Origin of the sequence: Amycolatopsis sp. NPDC051903, from assembly GCF_044452505.1 — a bacterium.
GTDB lineage: Bacteria > Actinomycetota > Actinomycetes > Mycobacteriales > Pseudonocardiaceae > Amycolatopsis.
In genome coordinates, this window is sequence record NZ_JBITBT010000020.1 from 37,661 (window position 1) to 55,328 (window position 17,668).

Consider the following 17,668-nt stretch of genomic DNA (forward strand, 5'->3'; position numbering starts at 1 on the left):
ACGGGGCGGCCGGGCACCTTTCCCTTCCCCTGCTCGCCAGGAGGTGCGCTCATGACCGCGTCAACGCCGACGTCGTCACATCAGGGAGACCAGCGTGCGATGCGCCGGATCGCGATCGCCGGCGTCGCGGCGACGACGGCCGAGTGGCTGGACTTCTACGTCTACACCACTGCGGCGGCCCTCGTGCTCGGCCCGCTGTTCTTCCCCGACCAGAACGCCGCCGTCGGCACCATCGCCGCGTTCGGCACGCTCGCCGTGGGGTTCCTGGCGCGCCCGGTGGGCGGCATCGTCGCCGGCCACCTGGGCGACCGCTGGGGCCGGCGCCCGACCCTCGTGCTCGCCATGGTGGTCATGGGCACCGCGACGACGCTGATCGGCGTGCTGCCCACGCACGCCGCCGTCGGCTTCATCGCGCCGGTGCTGCTCGTGCTGCTGCGGCTCGTCCAAGGCCTGGGCGTCGGCGCGCAGTGGGCCGGCGGCGCGCTGCTGCTGACCGAGCACGCACCCGTGCGGCTGCGCGGGTTCTACGGCAGCCTCGGCCAGCTGGGCGCGTGCCTCGGCGCCGCGCTCGCCAACGGCATCTTCCTCGTGCTCACCGTGCTGCTGTCCGACGCGAGTTTCCGCTCGTGGGGCTGGCGGATCCCGTTCCTCGCCGGGTTCGCCGTGGTGCTGTTCGGCATGTACGTGCAGCGGCGCATCGAGGAGACGCCGGTGTTCCTCCACTTGCGCGAAGCGAAGGCGGCCCACACGGCGCCGGTGAAACGGCCGCTCGTCGAGGTCCTCAAGACGCACCGCAAGTCCGTGGTCCAGGCCGCCGGCGCGTTCCTGGTCGGCAACGCGGCGTTCTACGTCCTGAGCACCGGCATGGTCGACTACGGCAGCCGCGTGCTCGAACTGCCCCGCAGCACCGTGCTGGCGCTGGTCATGGGCGCCGGACTGGTGCAGGTCGTCGCGCTCCCGTTCTTCGGCTGGCTCAGCGATCGCACGGGCCGCAAGAAGCTGTTCCTCGCCGGCACCGCCGGCATGGCCGTGTGGGCGTGGCCGCTGTTCCTGCTCGCCGACACCGGAAACCGCTGGCTGCTCGGCCTCGGCCTGGTCGTCGCGTACGTGATCCACGCGTCGATGTACGGCCCGCTCGCCGCGATGTTCGTCGAGATGTTCCCGGCGGAGGTGCGCTTCTCCGGCGCCAGCCTCGGGTACCAGATCGCGTCGGTGGTCGCCGGCGGGTTCGCCCCGACGATCATGGCGACGCTGGTCGCCCTCACCGGCCGCAGCTGGTCGGTGTCGCTCTACCTGTGTGTGCTCGCGGTGATCACGTTCGCTGCGGTCTGCACGATCACCGAAGTCTTCCGGCGCGACCTCTACGCCACCGGGACCGCCGCCGCGGCCGGCGCGACCCGGGCGGCCGAGGCGTCCGGCGTTCCCCGCGGCTGAGCCGCGATCCCCTCCCCGTTCCGCACAACCAGAAGGAGGCCCCATGGGGCAGCAAGAATCCACCGTCACGAGCACGGAAGACGGCCGCGGCCGGCTCATCGGCCCGTTCAGCAAGGTCGCCGACAGCGCGGCGGACCTGGTGTTCGTCGGCGCCGTCACCCCGCACCTGCCCTCCGGTGAGATCGTGCGCTCGTTCGCGCAGGTCGAGGCCGACGGTGCGGCTGTGCGCCGCGACCAGATGCTGATCGACGTCCCGGAAGAGCCCGCCGCAGCGCAGGCGTACCGCGTCTTCGACGAACTCGGTGAGGTGCTCGCCAGCTACGGCCTCGACCTGGGTGCCCTCGCGCGGTTGCGCCTGTTCGTCGCCGACCGCGAGAACATCGCCGTGGTCAAGCGGGTGGTCGCCGAACGCCTCGGCGCTCACCGGCCCGCGCTCAGCGTCGTGCTGGTGTCGTCGAAGGGCCTCGACGACCGGATCGAGGTCTACCTCGACGCCGTCGCCTACACCGGTGCGGGCGGCGTTGAGGTCGTCGAGGGCGAAGGCGGCAGCACGGTCGTGCGCGCGGGCGACTACGTGTTCGTCCCGAGCACCACGGGGGTCGAACCTCCGGCCGCCCCGTCGCGGCTCGGCGCGCTGCCGGACGACCTGGCGGCGCTGGAATTCAGCACGCCCAAGGGCGCCGAGGCGCTGCGGCAGTCGTGGACGCTGTTCCAGAAGGTGGACGCCGCGCTCGAAGCCGCGGGCGGTGGCGTCGAAGACGTGCTGAAGGTCAACGGCTGGCTGCCCGAATCGATGCGCTACTACGGCCCCGTCGTCCTCGCGCGCCAGGCCTTGTCCGACCACAACGAGAAGCGGCTCGTCGCGAGCACCGGCCTGAGCATCGGCGGCCTGCCCGACCCGGCGGCGCGCATCGCGTTCGAGGCCGTCGCGTACCTGCCGCGCTCCGGTGGTGACGCGAAGGAGATCCGGTTGCCGCAGGCCGACATCGCGCGCTACTACGTCGGCGCCGTCCGCGGCGGTGGCCTGGTGTTCACGTGTGGCGAGGTGCCGATCGACGGCCCGAACCGCCGGCTGGTCGACCGCAACGCCGAGCTGACCGGGCAGAGCCGCCGCCTGGCGTTCGGTCATCTCGAGGCGGACACCGGCATCCGCGCGAAGGCCTGGTACGTCTACCAGTTGCACACCGAGTACCTCGAAGCTTACGGTCTCGGCCTCGGTGACGTGGTCCACCAGACCGTGTACCTGAAGGACGCGACCGAGCGGGCGGTCGTCGAGCGCGTCGGCACGATGGTGTTCGGCCCGACGTTGCCGCCCACCACGTTCGTGCCGATCGTGGACACCTCGCCCTTCGGGGAGGCGTCCATCGAGATCGAAGTCGTCGCACGGCACCGCTGACGGAGGTGGACGGAACGTGACCAGTGAGGTGGAGGCACCGGTGGAGCGACGGACGCGGGGGTACGACCCCGCGGAGCTGACCCCGCTGCAGAACTACAAGCTGCTGTGCGGCGCCGTCGTGCCCCGGCCGCTGGCGTGGGTGTCCTGCCTGTCGCCGGACGGCGTGCCCAACATCGCCCCGTTCAGCTTCTTCACCATCGTGTCGTCGGACCCGCCGATGCTGGGGTTCTCGGTGTCGAAGTCGCTGGTTGCGGGCAAGGGCGACAAGGACACGCTGACGTTCGTGCGCGCCCACCGCGAGTTCGTCGTCAACATCCCGTGCGCGCAGGTGCTGGACGAACTCGTGATCACGTCGATCGAGTACGCGCCGGACGTCGACGAGTTCGCGGCCGCCGGCCTCACCCCGCTGGCGAGCGAGCGCGTCGCGGTGCCGCGCATCGCCGAGGCCCCGGTGAACTTCGAGTGCGTACTGCACTCGGCGATCGACCTCGGGGCGAGCACGTGGGTGATGGGCACGGTCGTCTACGCGCACTTCCGCGAAGGCCTCGTCGCCGGCGACTGCAAGCCGGATCCGCTGAAGCTGCGGCCGCTGGGCCGCATGCCGGGGCCGACGTTCACCACGGAGATGAACGTCGTCCCGCGGGCGGCCAGCCTCGCGGACCCGGAGCTGGGCCTGGCCTCGCGCGTGGTGTGGCAGAGGTGACGCGGCACGAGCCGGCGCCGGCCCCGGTCGACCCGGGACCGGCGCCGGTCGTGGCCAAGCTGGCCGGCGCGGGGCTGGCGGTCGAGGCCGACGCCCGCCGCGTGTCGGAGTATGCCTACGACGCGTCGAACTACCGCGTCGCGCCGCTCGCGGTGGTGTTCCCGCGCGACGCCGGCGAGGTGGCTTCCGCGGTGCGCGGGTGCCGGGAGACGGGCACGCCGCTGACGAGCCGCGGCGGCGGGACGTCGATGGCGGGCAACGCCGTCGGCCCCGGCGTGGTGCTGGACTTTTCGCGGTACCTCACGCGGGTGCACTCGATCGACGAGGACGCGCGTGTGGCCGATGTAGACGCCGGGGTGGTGTTGTCGCAGCTGTCGCAGGCAGTCGAGCGGGAAACGGCGGGACGGCTGACGTTCGCGCCCGACCCGTCGTCGAAGACCCGGGCCACCGTGGGCGGGGCGATCGGCAACGACGCGTGCGGCAACCACTCGGTGCGCTACGGGCGGACCTCGGACCACGTCGTGGAGCTGGACGTAGTCACCGGCGACGGCGCCCGGCTGACCGCCCACCGCGGCGGGCTGCGCGCGGCGGATCCCGAAGACGGGTACTCCGTCAGCCGGGCAGCCGAGCTCGAGGCCCAGCTGGCGGCCTTGGTGCAGGCGAACTTGGCTCCGTTGCGCACCGAGCTGGGCCGCATCCCGCGCCAGGTTTCGGGCTACCACCTCGCCACTCTGTTGCCGGAGCACGGGTTCGACGTGGCCCGGGCGCTGGTCGGGTCCGAGGGGACGTGCGCGGTCGTGGTGCGGGCGCGGGTGAAACTCGTGCCGAAGCCGCCGGCGGCGTTGCTGGTGTGCCTGGGTTACGCGGATGTCGTCGAGGCCGCGCGGGACGTGCCGGCGATCCTCGAGTTCTCGCCCGCGGCGGTCGAGGGGATGGATCAGTCCATCGTGGACACGATGCGGCTGCGCCGGGGCCCCGACGCGGTCGGCGGGTTGCCGGAGGGGAAAGCGTTCCTCTACGTCGACCTCGACGGCGACGATCCCGCCGAGGTCGCGGAGACGGCGAAGCGGCTCGTGGCGCGGCTGGGGGAGAACGGCCGGCTCGTGGCCGGGCGGGCGGTGCCGGACCCGGCCGAACGCGCGGCGTTGTGGCGGGTGCGCGAGGACGGCGCCGGACTCTCGTACCGGCCCGCGAGCGGGGGCGAATCGTGGCCGGGGTGGGAGGATTCCGCGGTCGCGCCCGGCGATCTCGCCGGTTACCTGGCGGACTTCCGCGAACTGCTGCGCGAGCACGACCTGACCGGCATCATGTACGGCCACTTCGGGGCCGGCTGCATGCACATCCGCATCACCTACGACCTGCGCAGCGAAGCGGGCCGGGCGACGTTCCGGGCGTTCACCGAAGCCGCGGCCCGGCTCGTGGTGCGGCACGGCGGATCGCTCTCCGGTGAACACGGCGACGGCCGCGCCCGGTCCGAGCTGCTCGGCACGATGTACTCACCCGCGATGCTCGCCGCGTTCGCTCAGTTCCGGCGGATCTGGGACGACACCGGCCTGCTCAACCCCGGCTCGATCACCGATCCGGCGCCGTTCGACGAGAACCTCGCCCTGGCCGGCGTCCCGAGCCGCGACTGGCGCACGCACTTCACCCTGAGCCCCGCGCAAGGGACGGCCGGCTGGGCGCACGCGGTGCAGGGCTGCATCGGGGTCGGCCGGTGCCGTTCCGACTCCGGCGGGGTGATGTGCCCCAGCTTCCGCGCGACGCGGGACGAGAAGGATTCGACGCGGGGGCGGGCGCGGGTGCTGCAGGACATGGTGCGCGGCGCGCCGACGGTCGAGCAGGGGTGGGCGTCGGCCGAGGTCCGGGACGCGCTGGACCTGTGCCTGGCGTGCAAAGCGTGCTCGCACGACTGTCCGGCGGGCGTGGATCTGGCCACCTACAAGGCGGAGTTCTTCGCCCACTACTACCGGCGGCGCCGGCGGCCGCGGTCGCACTACTCGCTCGGCTGGCTGCCGGTGTGGCTCGAACTGACCGCCTGGCTCAGCGGTCCGGTGAACGTCGTGCTCGCGTCGGCGCTCGGGAAGGTGTTCGCCCGGCTCGGCGGGCTGACGACGCACCGGCGGCTGCCGAGGTTCGCGTCACGGCGGGAACTGCGCCGGGAACTCGGCCCACCACGGGGACCGGCGGACGTCGTGCTGTTCGTGGACTCCTTCACGAAGGGGTTCCGGCCCGAGGTGGCGGGCGCGGCGATCCGGGTGGCCGCCGACGCCGGGCGCACCGCGTCCTGCTCGACCGGCGCGTGCTGCGGGCTGACCTGGATCTCGACCGGGCAGCTCGGGATCGCGAAGAAGACCATGGCCCGGGCGGTCCGCAAGCTGGACGACGGGACGGAGACGCCGATCGTCGTCCTCGAACCCAGCTGTGCGGCGGCGCTGAAGAAAGACCTGCCGGAACTGCTGGGTTCCGCCGCCGCCGAACGGGTTTCGGACCGCGTGCGCAGCTTCGCCGAAGCCGTGACGGAATGGGTTGCCGCGGGGTGGACACCGCCGCCGGTGCCGGCCGAGGTCACGGTGCAGACCCACTGCCACGAGTACTCGACGTTCGGCGCGGCGGTGCAGCGCCGCGCGCTCGCGCGGCTCGGGGTGGCGCGCGTGCGCGAAGCCACCGGATGCTGTGGGGTGGCGGGGAACTTCGGGTTCGAGGCCGACCACTACGCCGTGTCGATGCGGGTGGCGGAGCAGGCGCTGGTCCCGGCGCTGGCCGAGACCCCGCCCGGCACGCCGGTGCTCACCGACGGGTTCAGCTGCTCGATGCAGGTCCGGCAGCTCGAGCCGCATCGGGAGAGCCTGCACCTGGCGCAGCTGCTGGATCCGCGCCGGCATTGAGCGTCTACAGTGGACGTCCGGTGCTCGCGGGCGGCGGTGCCGCGCCTCGCGTGACTACCACCCAGCGCGGGCGCGTGCGACCCGTGCTGGCGCAGCTGCCGTCGGCGCTCGACGGCGTGCCCGCCTACGTGTGGGGCCGGCGCACGGACATCCTCGCCTGGAACAGCACCGCCGCCGCCTCACGAGCGCAACTGGGCGCGGCTGGTGTTCCTGGATCCGGCGGCGCAGAGCCTGTTCGCCGACTGGGAGGCCAAGGCCGCCGACGTCGTCGGCCGGCTGCGCCTCGACGCCGGCCGGCACCGGACGACCCGCTGCCGGCCGAGGTGGTCGGCGAGCTGTCGCTGAAGAGCGAGGACTTCCGCAGGAGGTGGGCGGCGCACAACGTCCGGCGCAAGACCCACGACACCCTGCGGCTGCACCACCCGCTCGTCGGCGAACTGACCGCGTACTACGAGACCTTCAGCTTGCCAGGCGACCACGAGCAGGCGTTGTCGCTCTACCACACCGAACCGGCTTCGGCGCCGGCGGACGCGTTGCGCCTGCTGGTCAGCTGGGGCGCGGACGCCGCGTGGGCCTGGCCGGTCGCCGGCTGACCCGCGTCACCACCGGCCGCGGTGGACGACCTCGTCGAACGGCCGGCGCGAGGGCTTGGTGATCGGCCGCAGCGGCCGGTCCGCCGGGTGCCCGATGCCGAGCAGGAACGACACGACGTGCGTGTCCGGCACGCCCAGGAGGTGCCGCGCCTTCGCCTGGTCGCCGACCGAGGAGTGCCCGGTGCCGATGCCGAGGTCCGTGGCCGCCAGCATCATCGCGTACGTGGCCTGCCCGAGGTCGTACTGGTCCACCACGCACGTCCGCTCGTCCGCCGGCTCCGGCACGACCAGTGCGATCGCGGCCTGCGCGCCGGCGATGTGCCCCGCGCCCTGCCAGACCGTCGACAGTTCGGCCAGCTGCTCCCGGTCCGTGACGAGCACGAAGTCCCAGTGTTGCCGGTTCGACGCGGACGGCGCCCGCCACCCGGCCTCGGCGATCCGCGTGAGGTGCTCGTCCGGCACCGGCTCCGCCGAGTAACTCCGCACGTTCCGCCGGGCGCGGATCGCGTCCCAAGCCTCCATCGTCAGACCTCCGATCGCGACGGGCCTCGTCTGTGCCCCAGGCTGCCACGCCCCGCCGATCCGCGGGGAGCCGTGACCGTGCAGTCCTTGACATACCGGGCGAATCGGTTCTCCGGCCGGGCTCACGAGCCCGGCAGAGCTTGGCCCGGCGTTCAGCGATACCACTTCGGCGCGCAAGCCCCGTGTAACCCGATCGGGTGAGGCTCAGGAGGTTGTGGTGGTTCGCGGACGGAGGAACGCAATCGTCGACGAGCCCTGCCGGCACGGCGTGGGTCGAAGAGGTTTCCTGGGACTGGCCGCGGGGGCGGTGGCGGTGCCCGGGCTGGCGTCGGTGCTCGGCGCGGCGCCCGCGGGGGCGGTGACCCCGGCCCGGGGCGGCGGGTTGCGCTTCGCGGCGGTGTCGGACACGCACGTGAACACCACGAGCCCGCAGTCGACCGCGTGGCTGACGCTGGTGTACCAGAGCATCGCGCGCCGCGAGCCGGATCTCGTGCTGCACTCCGGTGACATCACCGACACCGGGCTGCCCGACGAGTACGAGCAGTACGGCACGGTCGTCCCGGACGCGCTCCGGGGCAGGATCCACTACTCGCCCGGCAACCACGAGACGCGGTGGGACCCCTCGGCGAAGGAGGAGTTCCACGGCCACTTCGGGCCGACGCCGTACTCCTTCGACGCCGGGGGCGTGCACTTCGTCGGGTTCGATCCGACGCAGGTGCTGCAGGAACCGGGGCACTACGGGCCCGCCGGGCTGGACTGGCTGGACCGCGACCTGCGCGGCACGCGGCCGGGGACGCCGGTCGTGCTGTTCCAGCACTTCCCGTTCGGCAACGAGTTCTACTACGTCGACGACCAGCCGGCCGTGCTCGACGTCCTCGCCGGGCACAACCTGCGCGGCATCGTCGCGGGGCACGTGCACCGCGAGAACGTCACGCGCTTCAACGGCCTCACCCAGGTCACGCTCAACGCCGTCCTCAACGGGCCCACCTACTACTGGGCCGAGAAGACGAGCGTGGCCGGCACGCCGGTGCTCGCCGTCCGGCGCGTCACCGTTGCCGCCGACGGCACGGACACCGAGGCGCCCTTCGCGACCATCCCGCTGGCCGGTGCCGGGCAGGGCCGGGAGCAGCAGCCGCGCTACGTCCACCTCAACCCGGTCGCCGGTGGGCAGTTGCCGGTCGAGGTTCGCGCGCAGGGCACGCAGGTCGGCGTCCAGCCCTATCCGCAGGCGGTGTTCGGCGGCAGCAGCGCCGGTGCCTGGCAGCCGCTCGCGGCGGACAGGGACCGCTGGACCGGCACCGTCGACGTCTCCGCTCTCGCGCCCGGCCGCCAGCGCCTGCAGGTGCGCGTGAGCGCGGCCGACGGCAGCTGGTGGGAGCAGGTCGCGTTGTTCACCGTGCCCGCGAAGACGGGCGATCCCGCGAGCCGCTGGCAGCAGCAGCTTTCGGGCTCGGTACAGGGCGGCGTGAGCCTCGCCGACGCCCGCACCGGCCGGGTGCTCGCCGCGTCGACGGCCGGTGAGGTCACGGCGCTGGATCGTGGCGGCCACCGCGCGTGGCGCACGCAGCTCGGCCCGGTCTACCGCCGTCCGGCCGTCGGGAAAGACCTCGCGTTCGTGCCGTCGGCCGACCACCACCTCTACGCTCTGGACGTCCACACCGGACGCCGGGCGTGGGCCTTCGACGCGCAGGCACCGGTCCTCAGCGCGCCGTCGGTGACCACTGTGGACGGACAGGAGCAGGTCGTCTTCTCGGCCGGTGAGGCGCTGTTCGCCGTCGGCGCCGACGGGCGCCGCCGCTGGTCCGTGCCCGGCCGCGGGTTCTCCTCCGGCCAGGCCGCGAGCGACGGCGACCGCGTGTACACCTCGGCGGCCGACGGCTACGCCCGTGCGCACGACGCCCGCACCGGCGCCGAACTCTGGGCCTACCGGATGGTCACCGGCGTCGAGCACCGCATCGCGCTCTACAGCGGCTGGGACACGGTCGTCGCCACCGGCGGGGACGTCGTCATCGTCGCCACCGTCTCCAGCGCCCTCGCCCTCGACCGCGCCACGGGCGCGCTGCGCTGGACCGTCGCCGGCAGCGCGATGTACGCCCCGGCGCTGATCACCGGCACGAGCGTGCTGCTGACCACCGAGTGGGGGGTGCTCACGCTCGTCGACCTCGCCACCGGCAAGCAGCTGTGGCAGACCAACCTCGCGCTGCGCGTGTTCAACGCCGGCGTCGCGATCAGCGACGGCACCGCGTGGGTCCTGACCGTCGACGGCAAGGTCATCGGCGTGCGGCTGGCGGACGGCGCCCGCCTGGGCTGGCTGCAGCAGAGCCTCGTCTACACCTTCGGCCGCCCGGTGCTCGACGGCAAGACGCTCGTCGTGGGCGACCAGAACGGTGCCGTCCACGGCATCTCCCTGCCCTGACACCCGAGCCCCGAGAACGGACCGACCACATGGGACTCACCCGAAGACAGTTCATCGTGACCGGCGGCGCCGTCGCCGCGACCACCCTCGTGGCCTCCCCGGCCTTCGCGACGCCCGCCGCGAAGGAACCGCGCGGCCAGTGGCTCGTCGGTGACACGCACGTCCACGACGACCACTCGTCCGACGGCAGCCTGCCGCGCCAGCAGTCGAAGCAGACCTTGCCGGGCAACCTGCCCGTCGGCGACCAGATCGGCCAGGCCGAGCGCACGGGGCTGGACTTCCTGCCGCTCACCGACCACCGCACGTACGACCAGCACTGGGATCCCCAGTGGACGTCGGACAAGCTGCTGCTGATCCCCGGCGAAGAGGCGAACGGCTCGCCGCACGCGATCGTGCTCGGCGCGGTCGACGCCATTGTGGACGGTGCCAACCCGCCCGGATCGGCGGCGTTCCGGCACGTGCAGCAATCCGTCTGGGACGCGCGTTCGCAGGACGCCGTCTGGCACGTGGCCCACCCCGACGACGGCGAGTACACGCCCGAAGCCGGGCCGAACGACAACGCCAGCGTGCAGGGCGTGCACAACATCGAGGTGCTCAACGTCTCGACCAACCCCGACGCACAGCTCGACTACGCCGAGAACCGCTGGAACCGCGGCTTCCGCACCGGCGTCACCGCCGCGAGCGACTGCCACTTCCGCGAACTGTGGGGCATCGCCGGTCCCGGCCAGCCCGCCACCCGCGTGTTCGCCGCCGACCGCGGTGTCCGGTCCATCCTGGACGCGCTGAAGGCCGGCCGCACCACGGTGTCCTCGGGCGTCACCGGCCCGTTCGTCACGATCGAGGCGGACCTCGACGGCGACGGCCACTTCGAAGCGCTCGGCGGCGACGAGACCGTCGTCCACTCGCGGCATCTGCCGCGCCACGCCGCGCTGCGCGTGCGGGTCCGCCAGGGCGACGGCACGCGCCTGCTCGTCTACGCCGCGCCCGGCCGCTCCGCCGGGGCCGTGCTCGACACCACGGTCCGGGGCACCGACGACACCCGCGTCCTGCCGCTGACGCTGTCGGGCGACTACGAATGGTTCCGAGCCGAGGTGCGCTCGCCCGGCAGCGCGTCCGGTGCCGACGCCGACCCGACCCTGCCCGACCAGCTGCGCGCGGCGACCTCGCCGGTGTTCGTCTCGGTCGGCCGGCTCGCCGCGCCCGAACCGGAGATCCCCTTGCCCGCGGCCGAATCCGGGCGGGACGACGCCACTTCGGTGCTCGGCGCGGCCGGCGAGTTCGCCGGGTTCGCCGACGTCGCCGTGACCGGCAACGACGTGCACGTGGTGGCCGAGAAGCACGTGGCCGGGCGCAGCACCGTCGTCTACCGCCACCTCGACCGCCACGGCCGTGGCCTGTTCGAGGTCGAGCTCTCCGGCGGGTCCGGCACGGCCACCGCGCCCCGGATCGCGGCGTCCGGCCGCGACGTGTGGGTGGTGTGGCAGGACGAACGCGGCCAGGAGCAGCCGCACCGTCCCGCGATCTACCTGCGCCACAGCGCGCTCGGCGGGTTGCTGTTCGGCCCGGCCGTGCGCCTCGACGCCGGCACCGGCCGCGCGATCCACCCGGCCATCGCGCTGCTCGGCACCGGTCACCCGGTGGTCGCGTGGGCGGATAACACCGGCGGGGCGTTCGACGTCTACACCCAGGTCGTCGGCGTGGACCGCGCCCCGGTCAACGTCTCGGCGGCCGGCAAGACGGTGAGCGCGGGCAACCGCGCGGCCGACGCCCGCTCGCCGCGGTACCCCGCGTCGGTGTTCCCGACTGTCGCCGTGGGCCCGGACGACCGCATCCTCGTCGCGTGGCAGGACGACCGCTTCGACCCGGATCCCCTGTGGACGGGCCACACCCCACCCGCCGGGCAGCCCGCGAGCGGCGGCACGGACCCCGACAACTGGCAGATCCTCGCGGCCACTCGGGCGGGGACGCGCGGCAACTGGGGTGGTGCCGTGCCGGTCAGCGCGGTGACCGACCGCGCGGACCGGCACCCGAGTGCGAGCGTGGACCGTGCCGGGGCGTTCGTGGTCGCCTGGGACAGCGGAGCGCTGCAGAGCTCGGGGGCCAACCTGTCGCTGCGGTCGGGTCGCTCGGCCGACGGCGGGCGCACGTGGTCGGCGGCCGAGCCGTTCGCGCTCGAGCCGGCGGCGATGAGCCAGCGCCCGCGCCTGAGCCGCGACCCGGACGGCACGGTCCGCGCCGTCTGGTACGACTCGCGGGCGGCCGACTGGCGCTGGAAGGTGTTCACCGCCCGGCTCACCCCGGCGGGCTGGTCGGCGCCGGTGCAGCTGACGAAGCCGGGCAACGCCACGTTCCCCGCGGCGTCGGGCGGGGTCGTCGTGTTCACGAGCGACCGGGGCGCCACGCGCGGCCAGCGCGACGCGACGCAGCAGGTGCACCTCCTGGACACCGGCGGGAGGTGACGGCGCGCCGCCTGCCCGCCCGTCGTGGACTGGGGCCGTCCGGCATCAGGACGGCGGGGGGACCTCAGGCAGATCGAGTTCTTCGTCGGCGCAGGAGTTGAACTTCACGCGCGCGGCGGAACTCGCGCACGTCAGCCAGTCCGGGTTGTCGTCTTCGAGCCGGAGCCTGGAGCGGGAGCCGCGGCTCCCGCTTTCGACCGGTCGCCGCGGTCGGTGACGCTCACCGCCGCGGGGCACGCGTTCCTCCCGCGCGCCCGGCGGATGCTCGCCGACGCGCGGGCCGCGCAGCGCGAGCTCGCTGAAGCGGCCGGCGCGGCGGGCACGCTCGCGCTCGGCGCCGAGCAGTGCCTCGGCGACGCGGTCGACCTGCCGGACCTGCTCAGCGCGTTCCGGGCCCGCTACCCGGCCCCCTCCGCTGTGGTTCGAACAGCCGGCCGGGCAGCGGATCCTGGCGCGGCTCGCAACCGCGATCACCTCGACGTCGCCCGGGAGCTGGGCGCGAGCCGCGTGGCCGACTCGACGCGCGAGGCCCCGGCCGAGGTCCCCGCCGACGAACTCGGCGCCAGTGAGCGCGGCGAACTGCACGGCCTGCTCGACGCCGCCGAGCCTGTAGACCCTGACCTTCGCGCCCGGGCCGGCGTCGAGCTTGTCGACGGCGCCGAACGCGGTGGTGCCGGGGCAGAACAGCGGCGCCGCGGCGACGAGGCCGAGCGCGTCGGGCACGCGGTAGGTGTGGGCGGCGTTGGCGAGCAGGAATTCGGCGTACTCACCGTCGACGTGCTCACCCGCGATGCGGCGGCGGCACAGCTGTTCGCGCCCGGACGTGCTGTACTCGCACTCCTCGCACGTCCAACCACAGCGGCTGCACCCCGGCCCGGTCGCCGGCCGAGAAGGGGTCGACCCCGTTACCGATCGCGGCGACAGTCCCCGTCACCCTCGACCAGGTGCAGGTTCGACCGGCGCACCCCGCACCCGGCGACGCGGATCAGGAGCTGGCCGGGGCCGGGCTCGGGTGTCTCGATTTCGCGCCACTGCAAGGGCTTCTCGGCGAGCGGGGCGGGACTGTCCACAGTGATCGCACGCATGCCACCATCGTCACGACCCGCCGCGGGGGAGTCCACCAGCGAATTCCGATGGCTGTCATCGCGTTCGCTTGTCGTCGCGGTTCAGCACCACACGGCGTGGTGCACGATCGTCCGCTCCGGGTCCCACGCCGGCGACTCGGTGAGCCGCCCGACCATGCCCGCCCAGCCGGCCGGCGTGGAGACCACGACCCACGCATCGGGTCCGTGGGCGGTGAACCGGCGGGCCTGGCGCAGCCACGACGCCGCGGTGTCCGGCCACGTGACCACGTCCAGGACCACCCCGCCGAGGCCGGTCCAGGTCTCGGCGAGGCGAGTGGTGTCCGCAACGGACGACGGATCGCGCGAGCAGCCGAACGTCACGGTGCGCGCGCCCCAGCCGCGCAGCACCGCCACGTCAGGCGGCATCGTGGAACACCAGGCCGAGGGTGTGGCGCCGGCCGGAGCGGACGGCGGACACCCCGTGGCGCACGGGTGCCGCGGACCAGCCGCGAGCGGAGGCGACGGGGCGGTCGCGTGTGGTGAAGACCAGGCCGTGGCCCTGGGGGACCAGCGTCGCCGTGCCGCGGGACTGGGCGCGGGGGCGTTGTTCGACCAGGAGGAACTCGCCGCCGGTGTGGTCGGTGCCCGGGTCGTTGAGGTTGATGACGACCTGCAGCGGGAACACCTTGTCGCCGTAGAGGTCGCGGTGCAGGGCGTTCCAGCCGCCCTCCTCGTAGCGCAGCAGGATCGGCGTCGAGCGGGGCTGGCCGGCGGCGTGGCAGACGTCGAGCCACTCGGCGAGCGTGTCGGGCCACTCGTCGGTGCGGCGGAGCTTGCCGGCCCAGTCGCGGGCGACGGGGAGCAGGTGCGGGTAGAGCTGTTCACGCAGTTCCCGCACGGGTTCCGGGTACGGCTCGGCGAAGTAGCGGTAGTCGCCGTGGTCACCGAAGCGGTGCCGGCGCAGGTTCACCTCCGCGCGGAACCGCTCCGGTTCCTCCCACAGCGCGATGAGCTCGCGGCACTGCTTCGCCGTGAGCAGGCGGGGGAGCAGGGCGCACCCGTAGTCGTTCAGTTCGGTGGTGACCGCGGGCCAGTCGATGCGGGGAAGTTTCACCGGTCCTCCAACGTCAGCAGGGTGGTTTTGGCGGCCTGGCCGCCGACGTACTGCCCGGTGCTGCCGTCCGAGCGGACGACCCGGTGACACGGCAGCACGATCGGCAACGGGTTGGTCGCGCACGCCGTCCCGACCGCGCGCACGGCCTTCGGGTTGCCGACGGCCGCGGCGACGTCGCCGTAGCTCGCGGTGGTGCCGTACCCGATCCTTGGCAGGTGCTCCACCACCTGACGGCGGAATCCCTTGGCCAGGCTCAGATCCAGCTCCAGGGTGAACTTCCGCCGGCGGCTCGTGAAGTACTCGTCGAGCTGCCGCGCCACGTCGTCGAGCCGCGCCCGCGCCGGCAAGACGCGCGGGCTGAGCTCGGCGGCCAGGTCGGTGAGCGCCTGCGCATCCCGTTCGTACGCCACGCGCACCAGACCACGCTCGGTCGCCGCGACGAGCAACGGCCCCACGGGGCTGTCGAGCCGGCGGTAGGCGACGTCGAGCAAGCCCGCCCGGTCGGCCGTGACGGCGAGCCGGGTGCGCAGGCGTGCTGCGGTTGCCGTCTCCGACCCGCGCGCTGGGGACACTGTGGACATTTGTGGATCCCTCCGTTTCGCTTCTCCCTGAAGACGTGCGGGCGCGGCGAAGCGTGAGGTGCCGCTGAAAATCATCGTCTTGACCGGCGGATCCGCGCGCGTAGCGTGGCTCGACGGACCCCTTCACCGGCTACGCGGACGGACACCGAGATGAGCGATGCCCTGACGACCCGGCTCGAGGAGCACACGGCGGGCCGCGTGCTGACGCCCGCGGACGCGGCGGAGTACGACCGCCATCGCGGCGGGTTCAACCTCACGCTGGACCACCGGCCGGCGCTGGTGCTGGCGGCGGAGGCGGAGTCCGATGTGGCCGCCGGCATCCGGTTCGCGGCCGAGCACGGGCTGGGGGTCGACGTGCAGGCGACCGGGCACGGCGCGCACGATTCGATGGACGGCGGGCTGCTGATCACCACCCGCCGGCTGAACCGGGTGGAAGTGGACGCGGACCGGCGGGTCGCGCGGGTGTCCGCCGGGGCGACCGCGGCCGCGGTGCTGGCGGCGACGGCCCGGTACGGGCTGACGGCCCCGGTCGGGTCGGCGTCGGGCGTCGGGTACGTGTCCTACAGCCTGGGTGGGGGACTGGGCCCGTTCGGCCGCCGCCACGGGTACGCGGCCGACCACGTCCGGCGGCTCGACGTCGTCACGGCAGACGGGCGCGAGCTCACCGTCACGCGTGACCGGCACCCGGAGCTGTTCCGGGGGCTGCGCGGCGGCGGTGGGAACTTCGCCGCCGTGACCGCGCTGGAGGTCGCCCTGCTGCCGTTCGCCGACCTGTACGGCGGTGGGTTGTTCTTCGCCGGCGAGCGCGCGCCCGAGGTGCTCGACCGGTTCCGGCGGTGCGTCGCGACGGCGCCGCGGGAGCTCAGCCTGTCGGTCGCGTTCCTGGCGTTCCCCGACAGCGCCGGGGTGCCGCCGCCGTTGCGGGGCCGGTTCTGCTGCCACGTGCGGGTCGCGTACGTCGGTGACCCCGCCGCGGGCCGGCGCAGGATCGAGCCGCTGATGACCGCGCAGCCGTTCCTCGACACGGTCCGGCTCATGCCGGCGACCGCGCTCGGCACGATCCACGCGGATCCCGCCGAGCCGATGCCGGTGACCAGTGACAGCGTCGCGCTGCGCACCGAGGACGTCGTCGGGAAGATCGCACCGCTCGTCGACCCCGGGGCGAGTTTCCTGCTGGAACTGCGCCACCTCGGCGGGGCCCTCGCGGACGAACCCGCGGTCGCCGGCGCGGTCGGGCACCGCGGAGCCCGGATGAACCTCTTCACCTCGGCCTACCCCGGCGTGGATCCGGCGGCGTCCGCGGCCGCACAACGGCAGATCCGCGAGTCCGTCGCCGCGGAAAGCGCCGGCGGTCCGTTGCGAACCTTCCTGCCCACCGGCTACCGGGACGCGTCGTCCTGCTACGAACCGGCGCTCGCCGCCGAACTGGCCGCGCTCAAGCGGACCTGGGACCCCGCCGACACGTTCCGCTTCGCTCCGGCCGTGTCGGGCGGCTGAGGCCGGCCTCAGCTCGCAGTGCCGGAGCGCGGCACGCGCAGCGTCGCCCAGACGACCTTGCCGCCGGACCACGCGCTGCAGCTGCCCCACACACACGCCAGCTGCGCCACGATCTTCAGCCCTAGCCCCGGGTCCATCGGGTTGCGCTGCTCGCGCAGCTCGGCCCGGCGCGGGTCGCCATCGGCCACTGCGACCGAGCAGACGCCGCGGCGGACGTCGAGGCGGACCTCGGGGACCGAGCACGTGTGCTGCAGAGCGTTGGCCACGAGTTCGGTGACGATCGTCTGCGCGCTGCCGGTCTTCTCCGGGATGGCCCACGAGCGGAACACCTCACCGGTGAAGCCGCGGGCGAGCTCGCCGGCGGTCTCGCTGCGAGGGAACTCCCGGACCGCGCGCAACCGCACCGGGGTGCCGAACGCGCGCTCGGCCTGGGCCGGATCGGAGTGCACCCGGGCGTAGTGGGCCACGGGGGATCGGTTCAGCACAGCCTGCTGGCGGGGTAACCGCGTGACGAGGGCGAAGGGGACGCCGGGCCAGTTGCCGACGCGCATCGCCACCAGCGCGAACACGCTCAGCTGGGCGTCGTCGGCGAACTCCAGCTCGGACACGTCGGCGATCAGGCCTTCGGGTGCCTCCGCCGAAGCCTTGAGCAGCCCGCCGCGAACCTCGGCGTGGGACCGCAGGTCCAGTGTGCCGGCCAGGCTGAGCACCGTCGACCGAGGCCGGCGGGTCAATTCCATGCGGACCGGGGTCATGGCTCGTCCTCCCGCGGCCGGCGGTCGGCGGCCGCGTTTCTCCACCCGGCCAGAATACGCGGGCCGTCCAGAGTCCACTGTAGATCTCGCCGGCGGAACAGCCCGTCCGGGGAACGAGAGGGTGGCGAACCCGCCGTGAATGCTTTACGGTCGGCCCCAGGTTGAGCGACCAGCCGCAGTGATCCCCCGGCGTGCGCCGGCACTGGTGATCCGGGCGTCGTCCCGCCGAGGCCCATCGCCGCCCGGTGC

14 protein-coding genes and 1 pseudogene are annotated in these 17,668 nt (G+C 73.6%); 8 read left to right on the top strand and 7 right to left on the bottom strand.

Annotated elements, in window-relative coordinates; translation table 11 throughout:
• Positions 1-99: 99 nt before the first annotated feature.
• From ACIA77_RS32135 to ACIA77_RS32155, 5 genes and pseudogenes are all read left to right on the top strand, one after another.
• Complete coding sequence (locus tag ACIA77_RS32135; protein WP_395889772.1) at positions 100-1,434, top strand: MFS transporter; 1,335 nt, start codon at positions 100-102, stop codon at positions 1,432-1,434.
• Positions 1,435-1,477: 43 nt separating this feature from the next.
• Complete coding sequence (locus ACIA77_RS32140; protein ID WP_395889773.1) at positions 1,478-2,830, top strand: RidA family protein; 1,353 nt, start codon at positions 1,478-1,480, stop codon at positions 2,828-2,830.
• A 16-nt stretch (positions 2,831-2,846) separates the two neighbouring features.
• Complete coding sequence (locus ACIA77_RS32145) at positions 2,847-3,533, top strand: flavin reductase family protein (RefSeq protein ID WP_395889774.1); 687 nt, start codon at positions 2,847-2,849, stop codon at positions 3,531-3,533.
• Positions 3,530-6,418 carry an FAD-binding and (Fe-S)-binding domain-containing protein gene (locus ACIA77_RS32150; protein ID WP_395889775.1) on the top strand — a complete coding sequence of 963 codons (2,889 nt, stop codon included), beginning with the start codon at positions 3,530-3,532 and terminating at the stop codon, positions 6,416-6,418. The genes ACIA77_RS32145 and ACIA77_RS32150 overlap by 4 nt, the downstream gene beginning before the upstream one ends.
• Positions 6,419-6,622: 204 nt before the next feature.
• Positions 6,623-7,011, top strand: a pseudogene (locus ACIA77_RS32155) (hypothetical protein).
• A gap of 6 nt (positions 7,012-7,017) precedes the next feature.
• Here the strand turns inward: ACIA77_RS32155 and ACIA77_RS32160 are convergent.
• Positions 7,018-7,533 carry a nitroreductase family protein gene (locus ACIA77_RS32160; protein ID WP_395889776.1) on the bottom strand — a complete coding sequence of 172 codons (516 nt, stop codon included), beginning with the start codon at positions 7,531-7,533 and terminating at the stop codon, positions 7,018-7,020.
• A 268-nt stretch (positions 7,534-7,801) separates the two neighbouring features.
• Here ACIA77_RS32160 and ACIA77_RS32165 point away from each other — a divergent pair, with 268 nt between their 5' ends.
• Positions 7,802-9,949, top strand: coding sequence for a PQQ-binding-like beta-propeller repeat protein (locus tag ACIA77_RS32165; RefSeq protein ID WP_395889777.1), 2,148 nt, complete (start codon positions 7,802-7,804; stop codon positions 9,947-9,949).
• Between the two features lie 29 nt (positions 9,950-9,978).
• Positions 9,979-12,408, top strand: a complete 2,430-nt coding sequence (locus ACIA77_RS32170; protein ID WP_395889779.1) for a CehA/McbA family metallohydrolase — start codon at positions 9,979-9,981, stop codon at positions 12,406-12,408.
• A 45-nt stretch (positions 12,409-12,453) separates the two neighbouring features.
• Here the strand turns inward: ACIA77_RS32170 and ACIA77_RS32175 are convergent, their stop codons facing one another.
• The 5 genes from ACIA77_RS32175 to ACIA77_RS32195 form a co-directional block, all read right to left on the bottom strand.
• Positions 12,454-13,131: a hypothetical protein gene (locus ACIA77_RS32175; protein ID WP_395889780.1), complete on the bottom strand. Its 678-nt coding sequence runs from the start codon at positions 13,129-13,131 to the stop codon at positions 12,454-12,456.
• A gap of 182 nt (positions 13,132-13,313) precedes the next feature.
• On the bottom strand, positions 13,314-13,493 hold the full coding sequence (locus tag ACIA77_RS32180; protein ID WP_395889781.1) for a hypothetical protein: 180 nt from the start codon (positions 13,491-13,493) through the stop codon (positions 13,314-13,316).
• 81 nt (positions 13,494-13,574) lie between these two features.
• On the bottom strand, positions 13,575-13,898 hold the full coding sequence (locus tag ACIA77_RS32185; RefSeq protein WP_395889782.1) for a hypothetical protein: 324 nt from the start codon (positions 13,896-13,898) through the stop codon (positions 13,575-13,577).
• Positions 13,888-14,586, bottom strand: a complete 699-nt coding sequence (locus ACIA77_RS32190; protein WP_395889783.1) for a 2OG-Fe(II) oxygenase — start codon at positions 14,584-14,586, stop codon at positions 13,888-13,890. The genes ACIA77_RS32185 and ACIA77_RS32190 overlap by 11 nt, the downstream gene beginning before the upstream one ends.
• The gene (locus ACIA77_RS32195; protein WP_395889784.1) at positions 14,583-15,167 is read right to left on the bottom strand and encodes a methylated-DNA--[protein]-cysteine S-methyltransferase; all 585 of its coding nucleotides are present in this window, start codon (positions 15,165-15,167) and stop codon (positions 14,583-14,585) included. Before ACIA77_RS32195 ends, ACIA77_RS32190 begins: the two co-directional genes overlap by 4 nt.
• Positions 15,168-15,317: 150 nt before the next feature.
• Here ACIA77_RS32195 and ACIA77_RS32200 point away from each other — a divergent pair, with 150 nt between their 5' ends.
• Positions 15,318-16,664 carry an FAD-binding oxidoreductase gene (locus tag ACIA77_RS32200; protein ID WP_395889785.1) on the top strand — a complete coding sequence of 449 codons (1,347 nt, stop codon included), beginning with the start codon at positions 15,318-15,320 and terminating at the stop codon, positions 16,662-16,664.
• 8 nt (positions 16,665-16,672) lie between these two features.
• Here the strand turns inward: ACIA77_RS32200 and ACIA77_RS32205 are convergent, their stop codons facing one another.
• A complete protein-coding gene (locus ACIA77_RS32205; RefSeq protein WP_395889786.1) occupies positions 16,673-17,419 on the bottom strand; it encodes an ATP-binding protein in 747 nt (248 codons plus the stop codon).
• Between the last annotated feature and the right edge of the window lie 249 nt (positions 17,420-17,668).

Bases quoted from the DNA above. Each gene is read 5' to 3' on its own strand.
- ACIA77_RS32135 (WP_395889772.1), top strand. From the start codon at position 100: ATGCGCCGGATCGCGATCGCCGGCGTCGCGGCGACGACGGCCGAGTGG.
- ACIA77_RS32140 (WP_395889773.1), top strand. From the start codon at position 1,478: ATGGGGCAGCAAGAATCCACCGTCACGAGCACGGAAGACGGCCGCGGC.
- ACIA77_RS32160 (WP_395889776.1), bottom strand. From the start codon at position 7,533: ATGGAGGCTTGGGACGCGATCCGCGCCCGGCGGAACGTGCGGAGTTAC.
- ACIA77_RS32170 (WP_395889779.1), top strand. From the start codon at position 9,979: ATGGGACTCACCCGAAGACAGTTCATCGTGACCGGCGGCGCCGTCGCC.
- ACIA77_RS32180 (WP_395889781.1), bottom strand. From the start codon at position 13,493: ATGCGTGCGATCACTGTGGACAGTCCCGCCCCGCTCGCCGAGAAGCCC.
- ACIA77_RS32185 (WP_395889782.1), bottom strand. From the start codon at position 13,898: ATGCCGCCTGACGTGGCGGTGCTGCGCGGCTGGGGCGCGCGCACCGTG.
- ACIA77_RS32195 (WP_395889784.1), bottom strand. From the start codon at position 15,167: ATGTCCACAGTGTCCCCAGCGCGCGGGTCGGAGACGGCAACCGCAGCA.
- ACIA77_RS32200 (WP_395889785.1), top strand. From the start codon at position 15,318: ATGAGCGATGCCCTGACGACCCGGCTCGAGGAGCACACGGCGGGCCGC.
- ACIA77_RS32205 (WP_395889786.1), bottom strand. From the start codon at position 17,419: ATGACCCCGGTCCGCATGGAATTGACCCGCCGGCCTCGGTCGACGGTG.